Source organism: Microbacterium sp. Z11_20 (assembly GCF_057197605.1).
In genome coordinates this window covers 26,760-46,973 of sequence record NZ_JBXVOQ010000006.1, presented here as the reverse complement: position 1 = coordinate 46,973, position 20,214 = coordinate 26,760, and the positions used below count along the sequence as shown (strand labels likewise).

Here is a 20,214-nt window from a genome sequence, read left to right as displayed (position 1 = left end):
TGGAGAACTTCTGCGTGCCCATCTGGGTTTTGCGAGGATTCCCGCGTGAGCCTCGCCTACGTCTCCCCGGGTTCCGCGGTCGCCGCGGTGACCGAGCGGGTGCGTGAGCGGCTCCGCGCCGAGGAGGCGGACCCCACCCGCGACCCCGACGCGGCGGCCCGCATCGTCGTCGGCGAGGTGCGCCGCCACAACGACTACGCCCTCGCCCGCGGCCTCGACCCCATCGACGACGAAGCCGGATGCGTCCGCGACGTGCTCGCGCAGCTGTCGGGCTTCGGGCCCCTCCAGCCGTATCTCGACGACCCGACCATCGAGGAGATCTGGCTGAACGCTCCGGACCGCGTGTTCGTCGCGCGAGGCGGGCAGGCCGAGCGTGTGCCGCTCGCGCTCACCGACGCCGTCGTGCGCGACCTGGTCGAGCGGATGCTCCACACGACGGGTCGCCGCGTCGACCTCAGCCAGCCCTTCGTGGATGCGTCGCTCCCGGACGGGTCGCGTCTTCATGTCGCGATCCCCGACATCACGCGGCGCCACTGGGCCGTGAACATCCGGAAGTTCCTCCCGGCGTACCGCGACCTCGCGCATCTCGTGCGCACGGGCTCGGTGGGCGCGGATGCCGCCGACCTGCTCGCCCGCGCGATGCGCGAGGGGCGGAGCATCCTGGTCTCCGGAGCCACGCACGCCGGCAAGACGACGCTCCTGGGCGCTCTCGTCGCCGCGGCTGGCTCGGCGCAACGGATCGTGACGGTGGAGGAGACATTCGAACTGGCCGTCGACGCGCCCGATCTCGTCGCGATGCAAGGACGCCAGCCGAGCCTGGAAGGCACCGGCGAAGTCACCCTGCGGCGCCTGGTGAAGGAGGCGCTGCGCATGCGCCCCGACCGGCTCGTGATCGGCGAAGTACGCGACGCAGAGGCCCTCGATCTCGTTCTGGCCCTCAACACGGGTGTGCCCTGCGCCGCGACCATCCACGCGAATTCGGCCCCGGAGGCCCTCGTCAAACTCGCGGCCCTCCCGCTGCTGGCCGGTCGCAACATCGACGCGACCTTCGTCACCGCCGCCGTCGCGCGCTCGGTCGACCTCGTCGTGCACTGCGAACGCGACGCCTCCGGACGGCGCCGCGTGGCGGAGATCGTCCAGCCCACCGGCCGGATCCTCGGCGATGCCCCAGAGGTGCGCCGCGTCGTCCCCGGGAGCAGGCGGTGACGATCCTCCTCGGCGCCCTTCTCGCCGCCGGTGCCCTCCTCGTGGCCTCCCCGTGGTTGTGGCCGGCGTCGACGCGTCCCGCCCAGGCCGCGTCCCCGGGTGCGCTGTCGCGGCTGCTGGAATCGGCCGGGTTCGCGGGAGTGCGTCCCCGCGTCGTCATCGTGGTCTCGGCGGCGTGCGGGATCGTCGCGGCCGCGCTGGCATGGCTCGTGACGTCGGTGCCGGCGTTCGCGCTCGTGGTCGCCGGTGCGGGGGCGTCGGCGCCGATCGTCTGGTTGCGGGCCAGGCGCCTGCGCCTCCTGCGGTCGCGGCGCAACCTCTGGCCGGACGTGTGCGACCTCCTCATCGCCTCCGTGCGGGCCGGGATGTCGCTTCCCGACGCGGTCGCCAGCCTCGCCGGCGCGGCCCCGCCTTCTCTGCGCCCGGCCTTCTCCGCTTTCGCCGTGGACATCCACGCCTCCGGGCACTTCGACTCCAGTATCGGACGGCTCAAGACCGCGCTGGCCGACCCGGTCGCAGATCGGATCATCGAGACCTTGCGGATGGCGCGCCAGGTCGGTGGCACGGAACTCCCGACGGTGCTGCGCTCTCTCGCGGCGTCGGTGCGCGCCGACGCCCTGCTGCGCGGCGAAGTCGAGGCCCGGCAGTCGTGGATCCGCGGAGCCGCTGTGCTCGGCGTGGTCGCGCCGTGGATCATCCTCGTGCTGCTGGCGTTGCGGCCCGAAGGCGCCGATGCGTACGCGAGCCCGGAGGGCGTCGGACTCATCCTCGCCGGTGGGCTCGTCTCGATCATCGCGTTCCGGCTCATGCTGCGGATCGGTCGACTTCCCGAGCCGCGGAGGTGGTTCGGATGACCCCGGGATCTCTCACGGAGTCCGCGATCGCCGTGGTGCTGGGAACGACACTCGGCGTCGGCGTCTGCCTCCTCGTCTCCCTCGCGCCCCGTGTCAGCGCCCCGACCCTCGCGCGACGCATCGCCCCGTACATCCGCGACGTCACCGACCCGCTCGGCCTCGGACCCGCCCTGTCGCCGGTGCCGACCCTGCGGGAAGCGGTCCGCGGCGCGCTGCACCGTGCGGCAGCGCTCTTCGGGGGCGCCGAGGCGCTCTCTCATCGGTTGGGCCAGGCGGGGTGGGCGATGGATTCCGCGGCCTTCCGCGCGCGCCAACTGATCTGGGGCCTGGTGGGACTCGGGGCCGGGAGCCTCCTGGTCGTCGTGGTGGCGCTGATCGGGCGGCTGACGCCCGCGGCCGTCATCGTGGCACCGGTGGCGGCCGCCGCCGCGATCGTGCTGTGCGACGCCCGGCTGACGTGGGCGGCCCGCGGACGCACGCAGCGGATCCAGGAGGAACTGCCGACGGTGCTCGACTTCCTCGCGCTGTGCCTGTCGGCGGGCGAAGGCATCCTCGACTCGCTGCGGCGGGTGGGCGAGGTCGGCTCGGGGGAGTTGACGGGTGAGATCCGCAAGAGCGTCCTCACGGTGGGGACCGGCGAACCGTTGACCGAGGCGCTGACTCTGCTCGGACGCCGCGTGCAGGTCCCCGCGCTCTCGCGGGCCCTCGACCAGGTGGTGGCGGCGCTGGATCGCGGGGCGCCGCTCGCCCAGGTGCTGCAGGCGCAGGCCAGCGACGCGCGCGAGGACGCCAAGCGGACGCTCATCGAGCAGGCTGGGCGCAAAGAGATCCTGATGCTCATCCCGCTGGTCTTCCTCATCCTCCCTCTGAGCGTCCTGTACGCGGTGTTCCCGGGGATCTTCCTGCTTCGACTCGGAATCGGCTGACCGCCGGAAAGGAGGACACCGCATGCGACGGATCGATCTGATGCACCGCCTGCGCACCGCATGGGGGGACGCGCTCGCCGATGAGCGCGGTGACGTGCCCGGCTGGGTGCTCATCACGCTCATGACGGCGGGCCTGGTCGTGGTGATCTGGGCGCTGGCCGGGCCGGCGCTCGCGCAGTTGTTCGAGCAGGCCATCGCCCGCGTCTCCGGGCTGTGACCCCATGCACGGGCACGGCGCGGCGCTGCAGCGCCGCGTGCGACGGGCGCTCGCCGACGATGCCGGCTCCAGCCCGGTCGAGTTCGTGCTCGTCGGGGCGCTTCTGACGCTCCTGACACTCGCCGTGATCCAGCTCGCCCTCGGGGTCTACGTGCGGAACGTCGTGCACGACGCCGCCGTGGAGGGGGCCTTCCATGCCGCCCTCGCCGACACGAGCCTCGCCGAGGGTGCCGAGCGTACGCGGGGGATCGTCGCCCGCGCGGTGGGCGAGGCATATGCACGCGACATCGCCGTGAGTGAGACGGATGGCGGGGGGAGCCCCGCCGTCCGCGTCACGGTGCGCACGACGCTGCCCCTCCTGGGACTGATGGGCGTCGAGCGGGCTCTGGAGGTGACTGGGCATGCGCCGCTCGAGACTCTGGAGTGAGCTGCGGACGCGCATCGCGGATGACACCGGGTCCGCCGCGCTGGAGTTCATCTTCGTGGGGCTGCTGCTCCTGGTTCCCATCGTCTACCTGATCGTTGCCCTCGGCATGATCCAGGGCCAGAGCCTCGGAGCCGAGTCGGGCGCCCGGCACATCGCCCGTGCGGTGGCGACGGCGGAGGGGGCGGATGCGGCGGACGCTCGGGCATCGGCGATCCTCGCGACCGTCGTCACCGAGTACGGCATCGATCCGGACCGCGCCGATGTCGACGTGTCGTGCCGCGACGCGCCATCCGCGTGCCCGGAGGCGGGGGCCACCGTCGTGGTGACCGTACGGACGGAGGTGTCGCTGCCGCTCGTTCCTCCCGTGCTGGGACTGGACCGGATCGCCCGCATCCCGATCGAGGCATCGGCGGCCCAGAAGGTGTCGCGATTCTGGGGCGAGGGCTGATGGTGATCCGCCGCGGTGAGGAGGAGGGGAGCATCCTCCTCCTCACGATCGGCTATGCGGTGCTCGCCCTCGTGCTCGTCCTGGTGTGCGCCAACGCGACGAGCCTGTACCTCGCGCAGAAACGCCTGGACTCGCTCGCCGATGCGGCCGCCCTCGCCGCCGCCGACGGCTTCACCCTGACCGTGGAGTCGGGGCAGCCGCGCACCGACCTGACGGACGCCGGGGTGTTCGCGCAGGCGACGGACATGGTGGCGGCCGTCGGGGAGGAAGCGACCCTGGTGGCCGCGACGACGCCGGACGGGCTTTCTGCCCGCGTCACCGTCGCCGGCACGTGGCATCCGCCCGTGATCACGATGTTCGTCCCCGACGGCGTGGCTCTGTCGGCGACGGCCACCAGCCGTAACGCGCTGCGGTGAGGCGGGGACCCCCGCCCTATCGCGCCAGGGTGTTCTTGTAGATGTGCTCGGCGAGCATGATCGTCGTCACGTTCGTCGCCACCGATGGCACGACCGGCATGATGGAGGCGTCGATCACGCGGATGCCGGCGAGCCCCCGCACGGCACCGCCGCCGTCCACCACGGCCCACCGGTCATCCGGTCCGCCCATCGGCACCGTCGACGTCGGGTGGGCGTAGGAGGCGATCTGCTCATCGATCGCTCGGGCGAGATCCTCATCGGACTGCACCTGCGCGCCGGGCACCATCTCTTCGGCGACAGCCGCGAAGATCTCGTTACGCGCGACCCGACGACTGAGCTTGACGGCCTCGAGCATACGGCTGCGGTCACGCGGCGTGGAGAGCAGATTGAGGTCGATGACGGGCGCTGCCAGCGGGTCGGTGCTCGGCAGGGTCACGGTTCCGAACGACTCCGGCTGGACGAGGGCGACCGCCAGCACGATGGCGCCGCCGGTGGGGCTGTTCGCCGGATCGAAGAGGTGGCTCACCGAGATCTGAAGGTCGAGGTCACCATCCTCGGCGTCACTGGACTTCACCCACAGCATGGCGCCGAACTGGGGACTCATCTCGAGGGCGCCGGGCTTCAAGGCGTAGACGTTGTAGTAGAACGGGTGGTCCTGCAGCCGCCGCCCGACGGGCAGATCGGCCACGACGTCGATACCGAGTCGGGTCAGGTCTTCGGCCGGGCCCACGCCCGAGCGCATCAGGATCGCGGCGCTCCCGTACGTGCCGGCCGAGAGGATGACCTCGCCGGCAAAATAGGCCTGCCCGTCGGCGGTGATCACGCCGGAAGCGGTCGTCCCCTCGAAAACGACACGATCGACGTGCGTCTTGCCGAGGATCGTCAGATTGGGGCGGGAACGCACGTCGGCGGTCAGATACGTCAGAGCGGTGCTCTGGCGCACCCCGTCGACGATGTTGAGGGGGTTCATCGAGGCTCCGTCCTGGTCGGCGCCGTTGGGATCGTTGACGCGAGCGAAGCCTTCGGCCACGCCCGCGTCGATGAACGCGCGCATCGAGACGGTGCTCTCTTCGTAGCGGCGCTGCCGGATGGGGAGAGGCCCCGTGCGCCCGCGGAACGCATCATCCCCGTCCGGGGTGTTCTCCAGAGACTTGTAGGTCTCCCGCACGTCGGCGAACGACCACCCCGCAAGCCCGCGGGCCTCCCACTTCGCGAAGTCGGATGTCCGGGCCCGGAGTGCGACGGCGGCGTTGACCGCAGAACTCCCGCCGAGCACCTTTCCCCGCGGAATCGCCTGGTTCGGCACGCGGGAATTGTGACGGCCGGTGTAGCCCCAGTCGTGCTCGGCATCGCCGCCGACCATGCTCGCCGTGAGGATGACCTCGGGGTTGCCGTCTGCGGGGTAAGCGGTGCCTGCCTCGATCAACAGCACGGATCGGGAGGGGTCGCTGCTGAGCCGGTTGGCCAGAACAGCGCCTGCCGATCCGCCGCCGACGATGAGCACGTCATAGGTGTCGAGAGTCATGGGATAGTCCTTCCGTAACGTCGGGTCGCTTCTGTGAACCGCGATGTCCAGTTCAACCGGGCGGCGGGCTCCGGGAGAGGCCGCAGCACGCACCGTTCTGCCTAGGTCTGGCAGTGCCACCCACACCGCCCCCTGCCCGCTTTCGCGGTGGATGATGGGCATATGGCGATCGAAGACGAACTGAGAGAGTTCCTCCACGCGAGCCGGGCGAAGCTCGTCCCCGCCGATGTGGGGCTCGATGACTCGGTGCAGCGCGGCTCCGGTTCGTCCCGTCGCGTCCCGGGTTTGCGCCGTGAAGAGGTCGCGCACCTGGCCGGCGTGAGCGTCGACTACTACTCGCGGATCGAGCAGGGACGCACCCGCCATGTGTCCGACGCCGTGCTCGCCTCGGTCGCATCCGCCCTGCGCTTGAATCCGATAGAGCGCGAGTACCTGTTCGCTCTCGTCGCGCAGAAGAACTACGACCCCCGCAGGTCGGCGCGCGAGGACACCGCCCGCGTGAAGCCGAACGTGCACCGCACGCTGGCCGCCTTCCACACGTCCCCTGCGCTCGTCATGGGACTGGGGATGAGCATCCTCGCGATGAACCCCCTGGCCCGCTCGCTCTATTTCGATTTCACCAAGGTGCCCTCGCGTGAGCGGAATCTTGCCCGGTGGATCTTCCTGTCGCCCGAGGCGAGAGGCCTCTACGACGACTGGGAGACCGCGGCCTCCGAGGCCGCGGCCGTTCTCCGTGCCGACGCCGGTTCTCACCCCGACAACGCCGCTCTGAACGAACTCATCGGCGAGTTGACGGTGAAGAGCGAGGACTTTCGCCGCGTGCGGGCGGAGTACAGCGTGCATCGCTGCAGTTTCGGGACGATCCGGATGACCCATCCGATCTCCGGGAAGCTCACGATCGAGTACCAGGCCCTCGACGTGCCCGGGGAGAAGGACCAGAAAGTCGTCGTCTACATGGCGCCGGAGGGATCGCCGTCGGAAGACGGCCTCCTGATGCTCGCCAGCTGGGGGCAGGCCCCGGCGGGGGAGCGCGTGGGGCGCCCGGCGTGACGCCGACGGCCGATCACCTTCTCCGAAGCATCACGACCGCGTCCTCGTGAGGCGGATGCCCCCCGGTCGCCGGCCGCCCGCGCGTCTCGGCGATCACGGTCGTCCACTCCTCCGGAGGGAGGGCTAGGGCCGCGATCTCTTCTGCCGGGCTGAGGAAGAGACGCTTGGCACCCTCCGGCACGTGCGCCCCCGGTGGGAACCCCGCGTGCGACACGATGAGGAGGTGGCCGTCTGGCGCAACGCGACCGGCCGCGCGACGCAGGATATCGGCGCGCGCGAGGGCGACCGTCGATTGGAAGAAGCTTGCGGTCACCAGGTCGTAGCCCTCGTCGCTCATCCACGCGGCGAGGTCCACGGTGGCAAATCTCGCCCGGAGGGAGAGTCCGGCGGCGGATGCGGCGGCCCGGGCGCGGGCCACGGCGGTGGGGGAGATGTCGAGCCCGGTGGCCTCCCACCCGTGCTCCGCGAGCCAGAGGACGTCGGCTCCTTCTCCGCTGCCGAGGTCGAGGGCGCGACCGGGCGGGAGGGTGGAGACGATCTGGGCGAGCGTCACGTTGGGCGCGCCCGACCACACCCGCTCGGTGTTCGCGTACCGGTTCTCCCAGAACTCCGCCGGCATGGCCTCCGGCGTCGTCATGATGCCGCCACGGCGGTGTCGAAGTCGGCGGAGACGAGCGCGGCGTTCACGACCGCGCCGACCGAGGTGCCGGCGCCGATGGACAGGGGAACGTTCGCCCCCGGGCTGACCACGTTGCCCGCGGCCCAGATGCGGTCGCTGCTGGTCTTGCCCATCGCATCGACGCGCAAGAAGTCGCCCATCGGGTTCTCCTCACGGGCGAGCCCGAGGTGCGACAGGAAGTCGTCGTGCGGGCGGAGCGTGCCGCCGGTGAAGATCGCGTCCACCGCAACCTCGTCGCCGTCCTGCGTGCGGACCGCGGAGATCTCCTCCCCGTCGCCGATGATCGCGGTGACGGGCGCTGCCACGAGGACGATGCCGCGCGCGTGGAGGCGCCGCTCGGTCGCGGGGTCGAGGTCGCCGAGGGCGGCGGTGAAGACCGTGACGCGGTCGCTCCACTGACGGACCAGCTGCGCCTGATGCAGGCTCAGCGCAGACGTGGCCAGCACGCCGAGGTGCCGGTCGCGCACCTCCCACCCGTGGCAGTAGGGGCAGTGCAGCACCGTGCGCCCCCACCGCTCCGCTAGCCCCGGAATGGTGGGCAGGTCGTCGGAGACCCCCGTGGCCACGATGACCGCGCGGGCGGCGCGGATACCGCTCCCGGCAACGGCCACCTGCATCCCCTCTGCCGTTTCATCCACCCGGGCCACGGATGCGGCGTGGAACTGCACGCCGTAGGTCGAAGCCTCACGGCGTCCGCGTTCGAGAAGCGCCGCGGGATCGGTCCCCTCGTTACCGAGCACCCCGTGCAGGTGCGCGGCGAAGCGGTTGCGGGGGCTCCCCGCGTCGATGACCAGCACGCGGCGGCGCGCCCGTCCGAGCATCAGGGCGGCGCTGAGACCCGCCACGCCGCCGCCGATCACGATGACATCCCACTGTTCGTCTTCCATGCGCCCCAATCTCGCGGCACAATGGCAGAAACGCAAACAGATTTGCGAAATCAGCAAAGGAGCGCCATGTCGGAGGAGCTGCGACAGGTGGGTGTGCGGCTGCGCGACGCGCGTCGCCAACGGGATCTGACGCTCGAGGAGCTCGCCGCGCGGGCGGGGATGTCGGCCAGCACGCTGTCGCGGTTGGAGTCGGGGAAGCGGCAGGCGAGCCTCGAGCTGCTGCTCCCGCTCACCCGGCAGCTCGGCATCCGCATCGACGATCTCGTCCGTCCGGAGACACCCGACCCCCGGGTGCGCCGCCCCGTGATCCGGCGGGAGGGGATGACCATCGCCCCGCTGGCGCCCGAGGGCTCACCGATCCACACCTACCGGGTCACCTACCCGCCCGTGGCCGAGCTCCCCGACCTGCGGGTGCACGACGGTTACGAGTGGCTCTATGTCGTGAGCGGTCGCCTCCGGCTGCGCCTGGGGGAGCAGGACCTCACCCTCGCTCGTGGGGAGGCAGCCGAGTTCGACACGCGCACCCCGCACGCCCTCTCAGCCGCCGGTTCGCGTCCGGCAGTGGTGATCAGCATCTTCAACGAGGCCGGCGCCCGGATGCACACCTACGTGGCGGCGGGGGACAGCGGGGATTCACCGAGCGCGCTCGCCCCGGATCAGTTCTGACGCGGGACGAAGCGCGGCACCCAGCGGACGAACCCTGCGGCGCCCAGGAAGCCGACGACGCCGACCACGGCCATCGCGACCGGAAGCGAGGCCACCGCGGTGATGGCGGAGACCACGAGGGGTGCGGCCGCGCCGCCGGCGTCGGTGAGTGTGCGCCACGAGCCGAGGAAGGGTGCGGGATCGGCCGGCGGGGCGACATCCGCGCCGAGGGTGAGGAGGATGCCGCTGGACAGGCCGTTGCCCACGCCCAGGACGGCGCTGAAGAGCGCGAACCACAGCCCGGGCTCGGCGGTGTCGTGCGTGACCGAGAGTGCCAGGAAGCCGGCGCCCATCAGCAACATGGCGGGCAGCGCCGCCCACAGCCGGCCGAAGCGGTCCATCACCTGGCCGCTGGCGTAGAAGAGCGCGAAGTCGATCGCGCCGGAGACCCCGACGACGAGCGCGATGGTCTGGGCGTCGAGGCCGATCGACACGCCCCACAACGGTAGGACCACCTGTCGAGCCGAACGCACGGCCGCAAGGGATGCGGCGGCCAGGCCCAGCCGGCTGAGGACGCCCCGGAAGCGCCACAGCGTGCGGAACACGCCGACGCGCTCCACCACCGGGATCGATCCGGTCACCGCTTCGCCGCTGTCTTCGGCGTCGTGCCCGCCGGCGGCAGTCCGACGTGCGGCGCTCTCCTCGGCCGCGAGGGTCTCTTCGGGGTCGCGACCGAGCAGCACGAGCAGGATGGCCGCGGCGAGGACGACGGCGAAGAACCAGATCGCCGCGTGCTCGTCGCCGAAGATCGCCAGGAGGGCTGCAGAGACGAACGGGCCGAGGAACATCCCCAGCCGGAACGTGCCGCCCAGCAGCGACAGCGCGCGTGCTCGGAAGGCGAGCGGGACGCGCGTGGTCATGAACGAGTGTCGCGCGAGCCCGAAGGCCGCCGCACAGAACCCGATGAGGAAGACCGCCGCCGCGAACAGCGGCAGGTTCGGGGCGAGCGCCATGGCCACGATGCCCCCGAGGGCGAGGAATCCGGCAGTCGCCATCGTCGCACGCTCGCCGAAGCGGGCGACGGCCCACCCGGCCGGGATGTTGCCGCAGAGCTGTCCGACGACGAGCGCCGAGGCGACGAGGGCGGCGAGCGCGACGCCGGCGCCGAGGTTGCTCGCGATGACGGGGATGAGGGGGAGGACGGCGCCCTCGCCGGCCGCGAAGAGCACGGTGGGCCCGTAGATCATGGGCGCGAACCGCCGGAGGACGTGTCGCGGCGAGTCGCTCATCGCTCCCACCCTAGCCAGCCGGGCGCGCGGCGGTGCGACCGGCCGCCCGAGCGGCGGCTCCGGCCCTAGCGGAGGGGGGCGCCCACCGGGTCGCCGAGCAGCTGGTTCACGCTGCGGAGCACCCGCGGATCCAGCACGGAGCTGGGCGACAGAGACCCCTGAGCGCGGACGACGAACCGGGCGCTCTCGCCCGGAAGGAGGCTCACGAGCGAACGGTCGACGGATGCGCTCGGATCGGCGCGGTCGGCGAGCACGACGACGTCGCGCACGTAGGCGCTCGCCGTGACGTCGATGACCGCTCCGGCGGCCGTGGCGTGCGCGGTCGCGGACAGTGCCCGGGGATCGAGCCGTTGATCCACCGGCTCCGCCAGGTCGACGAGAACGCGCGCGAGCGACGGGTCCGAGAACGTGGCGACGAGCACTTCCGCCGCTGGGTCCTCGGGCTCCGCGACGTGGCGGGGCACGGGAACGTGGCCCCACCCGCGCGGCTCGACAGCGACGTGGGACTCGGCCGCGGCGAGGACCGTGCCGTCGAACCCGACGCGCGCGAACCGGACGCCGCTCTGGAACCCGTGTGCGGTGTCGTTGAGCACGACCAACCGCAGTCCGTCCTCGCCGTCCTCGTGGTTCTGCCGCTCCCGGAAGGTCGCGAAGCGGGGCGCGTGGACGTCGCGGAGGGCGTACCAGAGGGGCTTGCGGCGCTCGGCCCAGTCCACGGCGGCCCACGAGATGGCGGGCCAGTCGTCGTTCAGCTGCCACACGATGGTGCCCGTGTTGAGCGGGGCGAGGGAGCGGAACCACGAGATGCCGAAGCGCAGCGCGTGGGCCTGGTTGATCTGCGTCGTCAGGTGCCAGTCGTCGATGGTCCGCGGCGTCGGGAAGTGACCCGCGTATCCGCGCTCGAGCTTGCCGTTGCCGTCGTTGGCCTTCTGATGCACGAGCAGATCCCGCCCCTCCGGATGCAGCGGATCATCGTGCACCACGTCGAAGAGCGTCGTGTAGGCGGGCGGTCCCTGGAAGCCGAATTCCGCGACGAAGCGCGGGCGCCACTGGGCGTACGCGCGATAGTCCTTCGCGTTCCACACATCCCAGATGTGCACGGTGCCGTCCGTCGGCGCGTTCGGCGGCAGAAGAGCAGAGGGCGAGGAAGGCGACCCCGGGATGTAGGGCCGGGTGGGGTCGAGCTCGGCGACGATGCCGGGGAGGAGGTGGGTGTAGTAGCCCTCGCCCCACGTGCGCCCGTCCAGGTGCGCGCGCCAGCCCCAGTCGGCGTACCCGACGAGGTTCTCGTTGTTCCCGCACCACAGCACCAGGCTCGCGTGTGCGGACAGGCGGGTCACCGCCTCGCGAGCCTCGGCCTCGACCTCGTCCGCGAGCCAGGGTTCTTCGGCGTACGCCGCGCACGCGAACAGGAAGTCCTGCCACACGAGCACCCCCTCGCGGGAGCAGATCTCGTAGAGGTCGTCGGACTCGTACATGCCCCCGCCCCAGATGCGGAGGAGGTTCATGTTCGCCTCGGTGGCGTCGGCGACACGCCGTTCGATCCGCTCGCGGTCGATCCGCGGGACGAAGGCGTCGTCCGGGATCCAGTTCGCGCCGCGCACCTGCACGAGACGTCCGTTGATTCGCAGCTCGAACGCGCTTCCCCACCGATCCGCCTCGGTGGCGAGCGCGACGGTGCGGAAGCCGACCTCGTGCGTGCAGAGATCATCGCCCGCACGCACCTCGACGTCGTAGAGGGTCGGGGATCCATGGCCCCGCGGCCACCAGAGCTCGACGTCCGGCACCGCGACGTCGACCACTCCGGAACCGCGGACCGCAGCGCCGGAACGGGCGACCTCCGCGCCGTCGCGGCTGACGATGACCGTCACGTCGTGCCACTGGGGGATCCCGACCTCGTCGAGCTGCACGTGCGCCGAGAGCAGCCCCGTCGTGCCGGTCACCTCCACGAGCGGCCGCACGCTGTCGATGCGCACGCCGCTCCAGCTCTGGATCCCGATGGACTTCCAGATGCCGCTGGTGGCCGCGTCGATGCCCCAGTCCCACCCGAAGTTCGATGCCGTCTTACGCAGCGCGTTGTAGGGGTGGTGGTTGACGTGGAACCTCTCCCCGCCGTGCTCGCGTTCCGCGCGCTCCGCGGCGGGGACCGGCGCGTCGAAGGTCACCTCGATGCGGTTGTCTCCTTCGCGCAGCAGGTGCCCGACGCTCCAGCGGTAGCTGCGGTTCTGGTTGGCCGTCTGGGCCACCACCGTGCCGTTGATAGTGACCGTGGCGAGGGTGTCGAGGCCGGCGGCGACGAGGTCATGGCGGTCGGCCCGGGTCGGCTCCCACCGGAACGTGCGCGCGTAGCGCCACACGGTGTCGCCGATCCACTGCTGAGCCGATTCATTGTCGCCGTCGAAGGGATCGGCGATGCGACCGGCTGCGAGCAGGTCGAGGTGGATGCATCCCGGAACCGTCGCGGCGATCTCACGTTTCCGGAGGTCGTCCGGCACGCGGCCCGAGACGGCGGTGGCCGTCCACGCCCCGTCGAGCGAGAGGTTCGAAGAGGTCATCGGGGCTCCGAGCGAACGTCGGTGTACGGCGGGGATCCCGATACTTTCATCGCCGGGTTAACTAAGTCAACCGCTGATCGGCTCCGGCGCCTCCCGCCGAGCGAACTGCTGCTGCAGGATCAGCGCGGCCGCGCCGATGGCCGCGGCGTCGGATGGCTGCTCGGTGAGACGGAGGCGGATCGGGTGACGTTCGGCGGCGAACGCCTCGTCGGCGATGCGCTGAGACAGGTGCTTGAGGTACAGGGTTCCGGCCGTCGCGAACGCCGGGCCGGCCAGCGAGATGGAATCCACGTCGAGCAGATTCACCACGACCACGAGGGCGTCGGCCAGGTGCTCGGCCGATTCCAGGATGAGATCCAGGGCGAGCTGATCGCCGTGCACGGCGGCGATCGCGATGCTCTGGAAGTCGAGGTACCAGTCCCGCTCCGGGCTCAGGGTGATGGCGGTGCTCACGCCCCGCGCGATGGCGCGGTGGGCGCGCTCGGCCACGGCCCGCGGGGTGGTGACGTCATCCACCGTGGTGCCCTGCCACGAGTTGCCGCGGCGGATGCGCATGGGGCCGATCGCGCCGGTGTTCCCGCTGGCTCCGCGGTAGGGGGTGGAGCCGACGAGGATGCCGACGCCGACGGTCGCGCCCATGTGGACCGTGCAGTGCGCCAGGGTCTCGGGGATGCTGCGACGCCAGAATTCGCCGAGCGCCGCGGCGGTGGCGTCGTTGTCGATCACCACCCGGAACCCCGTCGCCGAGGCCACAGCATCCCGCAGAGCGAAACCGACCCAGCGCCGCAGCGAACGGGAGCGCAGGATCACCCCGTCGTCGATGTCGACCAGACCGGGGCTGACGACGCCGATGCCCACGATGGCATCGCGGGACAGCGCGGTCGTGGAGATGAGAGCCTCGATGGTCGCGGCGATCCGGTCGATCACCTCGCCGGGCTCGTCCTCGCGCGCGCCCCGAAGCCGCGTACGGGCGACGACTGCCCCGACGGCGTCGGTGATGCACACCACGATGGCGTCAGCGCCGAGCTGCACCCCGATGGCGCAGCGGGCGAGCGGGTTCACCTGGAGGAGGGTGCGCGGCTTTCCGCGGGTCGGCGTGCGCTCGCCGGTCACGATGACCAGGCCCGCGTCGATGAGGTCGCGCACCGCGTTCGACACCGTCGCCTGAGTGAGGCCCGTGCGCAGCGCCACCTCGACGCGGCTCACCGCCTCGGCGGCGTGGATGGCCTCGAGCACGGCGATGCGACTCGCGCCGAGGGGCGTGCGGCTGTTCACGATGAAGGTCCTCCGTGATCGGGATGAAGCGGGTGCACCTTCTCCGCACGATATACCGGCCATAATCGCTGTCATGCCCGCCACCGCCAAACCCGCCGTGCAGGACCGCACCTTCGGCACCGTCCGCCGCCGGGTTCACGGGCATCGAGGTCTCGACCCGTTCTACACCGGCCTGCTCGACGGCGTGGACGGCCTCCTCGACGCGCATCACGCCCACATCCTCGTCCACATCGTGACGACCCTCGAGGAGGAGCTCGCCACGTACCGCCGCTGGGCGGAGAACGGGACCGTGGAGGGCGTCGTGCTCTCCGACCTCGTCGACGACGACCTTCGGCCGGCGCTGTGCCGAGACCTCGGGCTGCGGACCGTGCTCGTCGGCGGCGGCGGCGACGACGGGCATCTGGCGATCCGCGTCGACAACGACGCGGCCATGACCGGCGCGCTGACCTACCTCGCCGAGCTCGGCCACCGGGCCATCGGGCGGGTGGCCGGACCCGCCGCATACATGCACACCCGCGTCCGGTCGGATGCCTTCGAGCGCGAACTGACGAGGCTCGGCATCGCCGGCTGGGTCGTCGAAGGCGACTACAGCGCCGACTCCGGAGCGGCGTGCACGCGCGCGCTGCTGGATGCTCATCCCGAACTGACGGCGATCATCTTCGACAACGACGTGATGGCCGAGGCGGCGCTCGGTGTCGCCCGGGAGCGTGGACGGTCGGTGCCCGAGACCCTGTCGATCCTGGCGTGGGACGACTCTGCCGTCTGCCAGCTCGCGGAGCCGGAGCTCTCCGCGGTGTCGCGTGACGTGCGAGGACTCGGGGAGCTGGTCGGGCGTGCGCTCCTGGACGTCGAGGGCGGCGAGTCGGTGACCCAGGACACGGTCGTCATCGGGCGGGCGAGCACGGGACCCGCGCCCACGCACGCCTGAATCGTCCCTCCGGCGAGCCCGCGCTCCCCATCCCGTCCGCGGCGATGGCCCCTGTGTCCGCGGGGTCTGCACGGGCTCTGCGCCGACGTCGACGGACGATTCCGCGACTTGCCCTGCGTTCGACTTTCTTAAATTGATTGACATAGCTTTCTCAATTGGGATAAGAAAGTGCCTGGCTGAAAGCCGCGCCAACGAGGGCAACACCCCGGATGCCGGGTATGGAGGAGCAGCGATGATCCGACGCAGTGGCCGATTCCCTTCCCGGAGCGCGGGCCGGGCCGCCTCGTGAGCGCCGACCGGATCTCGCTGCAGCTGTACACGCTCCGCTCCGAGCTCGACGCGGACGCCGGCTCGACCTTCCGGAGGATCGCGGAGATCGGGTACCGGCAGGTCGAGCTCTACGGATTCGTGCAGCGCGCCGAGGCCTACCGTGCGGGGCTGGCTGAGACCGGGATGACGGCACCGTCCGCGCACGCCCGCCTCGTCGGGGAAGATCTCGATCCGATCTTCCGGGCCGCGAAGGAGCTGGGTGTCGGGACGATCTACTCGCCCTCCATCGACGAGAGCCGCTGGACCTCGCGGGCAGGCGTCGCGGGTATCGCGGCCGACCTCAACGACATCGCGCGCCGCGCCGCGGATGAGGGGCTCCGCATCGGCCACCACAATCACGCCTTCGAGTTCCAGAACCGGTTCGGGGGCGTGAGCGCGTTCGAGGCCCTCGCGGCCGACCTGGACCCTGCCGTGCACCTCGAGCTCGACACGTACTGGGCCGCCGTCGGGGGAGAGCCCGACATCCCCGCCCTGCTCCGCCGGCTCGGGGAGAGGGTCACTGCGCTGCACATCAAGGACGGCCCCGTCACTCCCGTCGAAACGGATCAGCTCGCTGTCGGGGCCGGCGCGATGGACTTCGCTCCCGTCCTCGCCGCCGCGCCGACGGCTCTGCGAGTCGTGGAGCTGGACGACCACACCGGTGACATGTGGACAGCCGTCGCCGAGAGCCACGCGTACCTGGCCGAGGCGGAGGTCGCCGCGTGACCGGCCGGCTGGGCGTCGGCGTCATCGGCTCGGGGGTCATCAGCACCGAGTACCTCGACAACCTCACGCGGTTCCCCTCCCTCGACGTCGCCTTCGTGGCAGACCTGGACGTGTCCCGCGCGGGGGCACAGGCGGAGAAGTACGGCATCCGCAACGCCGGGACCACGGCCGAGCTCCTCGCCTCGGCCGAGGTGGACATCGTGGTGAACCTCACCACTCCCGCCGCACATGTCGAGGTGGGTCTTCAGGCGCTCGCGGCGGGCAAGCACGTGTGGAGTGAGAAGCCGCTCGCGCTCGACCGCGACGGCGCTGCGCGGCTGCTGCGCGCCGCCGAGACCCGGGGCCTGCGGATCGCCGCCGCCCCGGACACCTTCCTCGGGGCGGGCCTGCAGACCGCGCGCGGCCTCGTCGACTCGGGTGCGATCGGCCGCCCGCTGACCGGTCTCACCCTGTTCCAGACGCCCGGCCCGGAATCGTGGCATCCCAGCCCCGAGTTCCTGTACGCGGCGGGGGGCGGGCCGATGTGGGACGTGGGCCCGTACTACCTGTACACGCTCTTCCAGCAGTTCGGCCCCGTCGCCCGGGTGTCGGCGAGCGCGTCGAAGGCTCACGAGCGTCGGGTGATCGCGTCCGGTCCGCGGGCGGGCGACGAGTTCACCGTCGAGGTTCCCACCCACATCGGGGCGACGCTGTGGTTCCACGGCGGGGCCAGCGCCCAGAGCGTCTTCAGCTTCGAGTCGAAACGCCGCCGCGTCGGGTTCGTGGAGATCTCGGGCACGGAGGGAACCCTGGTCTACCCCGATCCCAACACCTTCACCGGAGACGTGCAGCTCTGGCGTGCCGGACGCGACGAACCCGAAGTGATTCGCACCGCCGCGCCTCGGTTCACCCGCGGAACAGGCGTCGCCGAACTCGCTCAGGCCATCGCCGAGGGGCGCCCCGAGCGAGCGAACGGCGAGCTGGCCTATCACCTCGTGGACGTTCTCTCGGCGCTGGATGAGGCGGCCGAGACCGGACGCATCGTCGAGGTCGAGAGCACCTTCGCCCCGATCCCGCTGCTCCCCGACGGGTGGGACCCCTCGGCGCCCATCCCGCTCGAGCAGGCAGCATCAGGCATTTCCCGCAGTACCGCAGCCATTCAACGATGAAAGGAAAGACCATGCGCACTCGCATCAGAAAGGCGGTGCTGGCCGGGACGGGCCTCGCGCTCGCCTCCGTGCTGGCCCTCACCGCATGCACGCCGGGGGACTCCTCCGACGACGCGGCCGGAGGCACCGAGGTCGTCACCTACACGGGCGTGACGGGCGACTTCGCCGAGAACTTCAACCCCTTCATCGCCGGTGCACTGCAGTCGACCCTCGGGGTCATCTACGAGCCGCTCTTCTACTACAACATCGTCAGCGGCACGGAGCCTGAGCCGTTGCTCGGCGAGGAGTACTCCTTCAACGAGGACGGAACGGTGCTGACGATCAGCACGCGCGAGGGCGTCACGTGGAGCGACGGCGAGCCGTTCAGCGCCGCCGATGTGGCATTCACCTTCAACCTGATCAAGGAGACGCCCGCGTTCAACACGGCCGGGTTCGACGCGGAGGTGAGCCAGCCCGACGAGAACACGGTCGTGTTCACCTTCCCGGTGCCCTCCTTCACGGACGCCGTGTCGTACCTCGGCAACACCGCGATCGTGCCGGAGCACATCTGGTCGGAGTGGGACGACCCGACGACGAACCAGAACACCGAACCGGTCGGCACCGGGGCGTTCCAGCTCGAGGAGTTCAACTCCCAGAACTACGTGCTCGCTGCCAACGAGGACTACTGGGGCGGACGGCCCGAGATCGACTCGGTGCGCTACATCTCCCTGACCGGAAACCAGTCGGCGACCGACACGCTCCTGTCCGGGCAGATCGACTGGGCGGGCATCTTCCTCCCCGACATCGACGAGGTCTTCGCGGGCACGCCACTGGAGTACTCGAACACGCCGCTGAACCAGACCGCATTCTTCACCTGCTCCAGCGTCGAGCTGGGCTGCGAGGGCCCGCAGACCGATCCGGCCGTGCGGCAGGCGATCTACCACGCGCTCAACCGGGATCAGCTGAACGAACTGGCCTTCTCCGGATACAACGGCCAGACCTCGCCCACATTCGCCCTGCTGGGCCGTGACGACAAGTGGATCGCGGAGGCGTACCGCGAGCCGGTTCCGGGGAGCCCCGACGTCGACGCAGCCATCGCCGCGCTCGAAGGCGCCGGCTACGTCCGCGGCGGAGACGGGATCTTCGCCAAGGACGGGGAGCGCGTCAGCCTCACCGTCGAGGTGGTGACCGGCTGGACCGACTACATCGCCGCGATCGACGCGTCCGCGCAGCAGCTCCTCGAGGCGGGCATCGAGCTTCGCCCCTCCCAGGTGTCGTACCAGCAGTGGACCAACAACAAGGTGAAGGGCACCTTCCAGCTCTCGCTCGACTCCGTCGGCCAGGGCGTCGCGGCTGACCCGTACTACGTCTACCTGAACTCGTTCCACTCCGCGAACACCGCGCCGGTGGGCGAGACGTCGAACCGCAACTACGTGCGGTACGCCAACCCGGTGGTGGATGCGGCCATCGATGCCGCATCGGCCACCCAGGATGAGACCGAGAAGGCGGCGCAGTACGCCACGATCCAGGGCGAGATCGTCCGCGACATGCCCTACATCCCCATCCTGGTGAACTCGGCGCTGTCGATCTTCAACACCGACAAGGCGGAAGGGTGGCCGAGCGACGGGGACATGTACGCCTACCCGCGGCCTGACCGCGCCTGGGACAACGGCATCGTCCTGAAGACCATCGAACCGGCGAGCTGACCGTTCGGCGTCGAGGAGGAGGCAACGATGAGGTACCTGGCGAGAAAGCTCGGGTTCTACGTCGTGGCGCTGTGGGGTGCACTGACGATCAACTTCCTGATCCCGCGGCTGCTGCCGGGGGATCCGGTGGAGATCCTGATTCAGAAGCTCGCGGCTCGGGGGCCGGTGACCCCCGAGCTCCGCGACAGCGTCACCCTCCTCCTCGGCGGCGGAACGGACCGCCCGATCCTCGTGCAGTACTGGGATTATCTGGCGGGGATCGCCACCGGCGACCTGGGCACGTCGATCACCTACTATCCGCAACCGGTCGTGGAGATCATCGGTCAGGCGCTGCCCTGGACGGTCGCGATGATCGGCCTGAGCACGATCATCGCGTTCGTCGTCGGGATCGTGCTCGGGATGCTGGCCGGATGGAAGCGCGGGTCGTGGCTGGACAACCTCGTCCCCGTCACCACGATGTTCCAGGCGGTGCCCTACTTCTGGCTCGCGCTGCTGCTGCTGTACCTGTTCGCCGTGGTCACCCGCGTGTTCCCGGTGAGCGGCGGCTACAACTACCTCACCTCGAGCCCCGGGTGGGACTGGTCCTTCATCTCCAGCGCGATCTACTACGGCATCCTGCCCGCCATCACGATCGTGGTGTCGTCGTTCGGTGGGTGGCTCCTGGGGATGCGGAACATGATGGTCTCCACGCTCTCCGAGGACTACATCGTCACGGCCGAGGCCAAGGGGCTCCGCCCCACTCGGATCATGATGAACTACGCGGCGCGGAACGCCGTGTTGCCCTCGGTCGCCGGGTTCGCAATCTCGCTGGGCTTCGTCGTGTCGGGCTCCATCGTCACCGAGCAGGTCTTCTCCTATCCCGGCATCGGCAGCACGCTGCTCCAGGCGGTGAACAACAGCGACTATGCGCTCATGCAGAGCGTGTTCCTGGTGATCACCGTCGCCGTCCTCGGAGCGAACCTCATCGTCGATCTGCTGTATGGCCTCATCGACCCACGCACGCGAGCGAGGAGCTGAAC

General features: G+C 70.6%; 20 protein-coding genes. 14 read left to right on the top strand and 6 right to left on the bottom strand.

The genetic code is table 11. The features are described 5' to 3' along the window. Positions 1-45: 45 nt before the first annotated feature. From AC2DFQ_RS14575 to AC2DFQ_RS14545, 7 genes are read left to right on the top strand one after another with little or no spacing between them, the layout of a single operon-like run. Positions 46-1,206, top strand: coding sequence for a TadA family conjugal transfer-associated ATPase (locus tag AC2DFQ_RS14575; RefSeq protein ID WP_484508924.1), 1,161 nt, complete (start codon positions 46-48; stop codon positions 1,204-1,206). Next, complete coding sequence (locus AC2DFQ_RS14570) at positions 1,203-2,060, top strand: type II secretion system F family protein (RefSeq protein WP_484534393.1); 858 nt, start codon at positions 1,203-1,205, stop codon at positions 2,058-2,060. The genes AC2DFQ_RS14575 and AC2DFQ_RS14570 overlap by 4 nt, the downstream gene beginning before the upstream one ends. Beyond that, the gene (locus AC2DFQ_RS14565; RefSeq protein WP_484534392.1) at positions 2,057-2,986 is read left to right on the top strand and encodes a type II secretion system F family protein; all 930 of its coding nucleotides are present in this window, start codon (positions 2,057-2,059) and stop codon (positions 2,984-2,986) included. The genes AC2DFQ_RS14570 and AC2DFQ_RS14565 overlap by 4 nt, the downstream gene beginning before the upstream one ends. Before the next feature lie 22 nt (positions 2,987-3,008). Further along, positions 3,009-3,203, top strand: a complete 195-nt coding sequence (locus tag AC2DFQ_RS14560) for a hypothetical protein (protein ID WP_484508927.1) — start codon at positions 3,009-3,011, stop codon at positions 3,201-3,203. Positions 3,204-3,207: 4 nt separating this feature from the next. Next, positions 3,208-3,630 carry a TadE/TadG family type IV pilus assembly protein gene (locus tag AC2DFQ_RS14555; RefSeq protein WP_484534391.1) on the top strand — a complete coding sequence of 141 codons (423 nt, stop codon included), beginning with the start codon at positions 3,208-3,210 and terminating at the stop codon, positions 3,628-3,630. Continuing rightward, positions 3,605-4,078, top strand: a complete 474-nt coding sequence (locus tag AC2DFQ_RS14550; protein ID WP_484534390.1) for a TadE/TadG family type IV pilus assembly protein — start codon at positions 3,605-3,607, stop codon at positions 4,076-4,078. Before AC2DFQ_RS14555 ends, AC2DFQ_RS14550 begins: the two co-directional genes overlap by 26 nt. Continuing rightward, on the top strand, positions 4,078-4,494 hold the full coding sequence (locus tag AC2DFQ_RS14545; protein WP_484534389.1) for a pilus assembly protein TadG-related protein: 417 nt from the start codon (positions 4,078-4,080) through the stop codon (positions 4,492-4,494). The genes AC2DFQ_RS14550 and AC2DFQ_RS14545 overlap by 1 nt, the downstream gene beginning before the upstream one ends. A gap of 16 nt (positions 4,495-4,510) precedes the next feature. Here the strand turns inward: AC2DFQ_RS14545 and AC2DFQ_RS14540 are convergent, their stop codons facing one another. Then, a complete protein-coding gene (locus AC2DFQ_RS14540; RefSeq protein WP_484534388.1) occupies positions 4,511-6,019 on the bottom strand; it encodes a GMC family oxidoreductase in 1,509 nt (502 codons plus the stop codon). Positions 6,020-6,181: 162 nt separating this feature from the next. Here AC2DFQ_RS14540 and AC2DFQ_RS14535 point away from each other — a divergent pair, with 162 nt between their 5' ends. Continuing rightward, positions 6,182-7,069, top strand: coding sequence for a helix-turn-helix transcriptional regulator (locus tag AC2DFQ_RS14535; RefSeq protein ID WP_484534387.1), 888 nt, complete (start codon positions 6,182-6,184; stop codon positions 7,067-7,069). Between the two features lie 13 nt (positions 7,070-7,082). On the opposite strand, the gene AC2DFQ_RS14530 is transcribed toward AC2DFQ_RS14535, so the two are convergent. Further along, positions 7,083-7,706 carry an SAM-dependent methyltransferase gene (locus AC2DFQ_RS14530; protein ID WP_484534386.1) on the bottom strand — a complete coding sequence of 208 codons (624 nt, stop codon included), beginning with the start codon at positions 7,704-7,706 and terminating at the stop codon, positions 7,083-7,085. Further along, positions 7,703-8,635, bottom strand: coding sequence for an NAD(P)/FAD-dependent oxidoreductase (locus tag AC2DFQ_RS14525; protein ID WP_484534385.1), 933 nt, complete (start codon positions 8,633-8,635; stop codon positions 7,703-7,705). Before AC2DFQ_RS14525 ends, AC2DFQ_RS14530 begins: the two co-directional genes overlap by 4 nt. Before the next feature lie 66 nt (positions 8,636-8,701). Here AC2DFQ_RS14525 and AC2DFQ_RS14520 point away from each other — a divergent pair, with 66 nt between their 5' ends. Then, entirely contained in the window at positions 8,702-9,301 is a 600-nt protein-coding gene (locus AC2DFQ_RS14520) for a helix-turn-helix domain-containing protein (RefSeq protein ID WP_484534384.1), read from the top strand. Here AC2DFQ_RS14520 and AC2DFQ_RS14515 read toward each other — a convergent pair. The 3 genes from AC2DFQ_RS14515 to AC2DFQ_RS14505 all read right to left on the bottom strand — a co-directional run bounded on the left by AC2DFQ_RS14515 (position 9,292) and on the right by AC2DFQ_RS14505 (position 14,399). Continuing rightward, positions 9,292-10,569, bottom strand: coding sequence for an MFS transporter (locus AC2DFQ_RS14515; RefSeq protein WP_484534383.1), 1,278 nt, complete (start codon positions 10,567-10,569; stop codon positions 9,292-9,294). The two genes, AC2DFQ_RS14520 and AC2DFQ_RS14515, sit on opposite strands and share 10 nt — an antisense overlap. A gap of 65 nt (positions 10,570-10,634) precedes the next feature. Next, positions 10,635-13,124 (bottom strand): glycoside hydrolase family 2 protein, encoded by a 2,490-nt coding sequence (locus tag AC2DFQ_RS14510; RefSeq protein WP_484534382.1) that lies wholly within the window; start codon positions 13,122-13,124, stop codon positions 10,635-10,637. A gap of 66 nt (positions 13,125-13,190) precedes the next feature. Then, positions 13,191-14,399, bottom strand: a complete 1,209-nt coding sequence (locus AC2DFQ_RS14505) for an ROK family transcriptional regulator (RefSeq protein ID WP_484508935.1) — start codon at positions 14,397-14,399, stop codon at positions 13,191-13,193. 73 nt (positions 14,400-14,472) lie between these two features. Between AC2DFQ_RS14505 and AC2DFQ_RS14500 the strand changes: the two genes are divergently transcribed. The 5 genes from AC2DFQ_RS14500 (at position 14,473) to AC2DFQ_RS14480 (ending at position 20,212) form a co-directional block, all read left to right on the top strand. Then, positions 14,473-15,327, top strand: coding sequence for a LacI family DNA-binding transcriptional regulator (locus AC2DFQ_RS14500; protein ID WP_484534381.1), 855 nt, complete (start codon positions 14,473-14,475; stop codon positions 15,325-15,327). A 285-nt stretch (positions 15,328-15,612) separates the two neighbouring features. Beyond that, a complete protein-coding gene (locus AC2DFQ_RS14495; RefSeq protein ID WP_484534380.1) occupies positions 15,613-16,362 on the top strand; it encodes a sugar phosphate isomerase/epimerase family protein in 750 nt (249 codons plus the stop codon). Continuing rightward, positions 16,359-17,510, top strand: a complete 1,152-nt coding sequence (locus AC2DFQ_RS14490; protein ID WP_484534379.1) for a Gfo/Idh/MocA family protein — start codon at positions 16,359-16,361, stop codon at positions 17,508-17,510. The genes AC2DFQ_RS14495 and AC2DFQ_RS14490 overlap by 4 nt, the downstream gene beginning before the upstream one ends. A gap of 11 nt (positions 17,511-17,521) precedes the next feature. After that, positions 17,522-19,195 carry an ABC transporter substrate-binding protein gene (locus AC2DFQ_RS14485; RefSeq protein WP_484534378.1) on the top strand — a complete coding sequence of 558 codons (1,674 nt, stop codon included), beginning with the start codon at positions 17,522-17,524 and terminating at the stop codon, positions 19,193-19,195. Between the two features lie 27 nt (positions 19,196-19,222). Beyond that, the gene (locus AC2DFQ_RS14480) at positions 19,223-20,212 is read left to right on the top strand and encodes an ABC transporter permease (RefSeq protein WP_484534377.1); all 990 of its coding nucleotides are present in this window, start codon (positions 19,223-19,225) and stop codon (positions 20,210-20,212) included. Positions 20,213-20,214 lie beyond the last annotated feature (2 nt).